The sequence below is a fragment of the Aeromonas sp. ZOR0002 genome (assembly GCF_963866995.1).
GTDB lineage: Bacteria > Pseudomonadota > Gammaproteobacteria > Enterobacterales > Aeromonadaceae > Aeromonas > Aeromonas caviae.
In genome coordinates this window covers 1-1,255 of record NZ_CAWMFQ010000268.1, presented here as the reverse complement: position 1 = coordinate 1,255, position 1,255 = coordinate 1, and the positions used below count along the sequence as shown (strand labels likewise).

The window sequence follows — 1,255 nt, the reverse complement described above, 5'->3', positions numbered from 1 at the left end:
CACAGTAGGGCCGAAACCGTCAGGCAGAGTCTGGCCGAGCCCTCCATCAAGCTGGTGAGCAAGCTTGCGGCCAATCGCTCCGTGGCCATCAGCCCCGAGGTGACCGGCCGCATTGCCACCATCGCGGTGAGTTCCGGCCAGCAGGTCAAACAGGGGCAGACCCTGATCGCCCTGGATGCGGGCAAGCAGCAGGCGGAGCTGGCCGAGCAGAGCGCCAGCGTGCGCGACGAGGCTCGCAAGCTGCGGGACATGCGCAAGCTGGTGGCGCGAGGCGCCGTCACCACCTCGGAGCTGGAGGGGCAGGAGGCGACTGTTGCCCAGGCCCAGGCCCGGGTCGATGCGGCCCGTTACGAGCTCTCCCTGCGCACCCTGGCCGCCCCCTTCGACGGCACCGTCAGCCTCATCGATCTCAGCGAAGGAGCCCTGGTCAACAGCGGCGACGTGCTCTTGCATCTGGACGAGCTGGCAAAACTGCGGCTCGATCTGGCGGTGCCCGAGCGCTACCTCTCCCTGCTGCGCCCAGGCATGGCGGTGACGGCAACCAGCTCGGCCTGGCCGGATCAATCCTTTTCCGGCGTGCTGGAGACCCTCGACAGCCGGATCTCCAGCGACACCCAGAACATCAAGGCCCGCGTCATCCTGCCCAACACCGGCGGCCAGCTGCGTCCCGGCATGCTGATGAACGTGGATCTCTCTCTGCCACCCCAGAAGATGACCCTGATCCCCGCCCAGTCGGTGGAGTACGCCGGCGAGCAGCGCTTCGTCTATCGCCTGGAGGCGGACGGACGGGTGAAGCGGGTGCCGGTGGAGCTTGGCGACACCCATGGCGAGGCCGTCTGGGTGCTCAAGGGGTTGAACGTCGGCGATCGCATCGCGGTGGAGGGGCTGGTCAATCTGCGCGACGGCGCCCAGGTACGTGATCTGGGCGAGGTGAAAGGCTGATGTGGCTCTCCGATATCTCAGTACGCCGTCCCCTGGTGGCGGTGGTCATCAGCGCCCTGCTCACCGTGTTCGGCCTGGTGGCCTTCAGCAAACTCACCGTGCGGGAGATGCCGGATGTGCAGACCCCGTCCGTCTCCATCACCACCACCTATGAGGGGGCGGCCCCCGAGGTGATGGAGAGCCAGGTCACCAAGCCCATCGAGGATCAGCTCTCCGGCATCAGCGGCATCAAGAACATCAACTCGGTGACCCGCAAGGGGCGCTCCTCCATCACGGTGGAGTTCAAGCTCGGCTGGAACATGCTGGAGGGCAC

The 1,255-nt window shown here is 66.6% G+C and carries 2 protein-coding genes; both read left to right on the top strand.

Annotated elements, in window-relative coordinates; genetic code table 11:
* The coding region (locus AACR77_RS14610) for an efflux RND transporter periplasmic adaptor subunit (RefSeq protein ID WP_042882460.1) at positions 1-942 on the top strand (942 nt) is incomplete at its 5' end.
* On the top strand, positions 942-1,255 hold a 314-nt coding region (locus AACR77_RS14605; RefSeq protein WP_042882459.1), incomplete at its 3' end, for an efflux RND transporter permease subunit. The genes AACR77_RS14610 and AACR77_RS14605, both read left to right, overlap by 1 nt.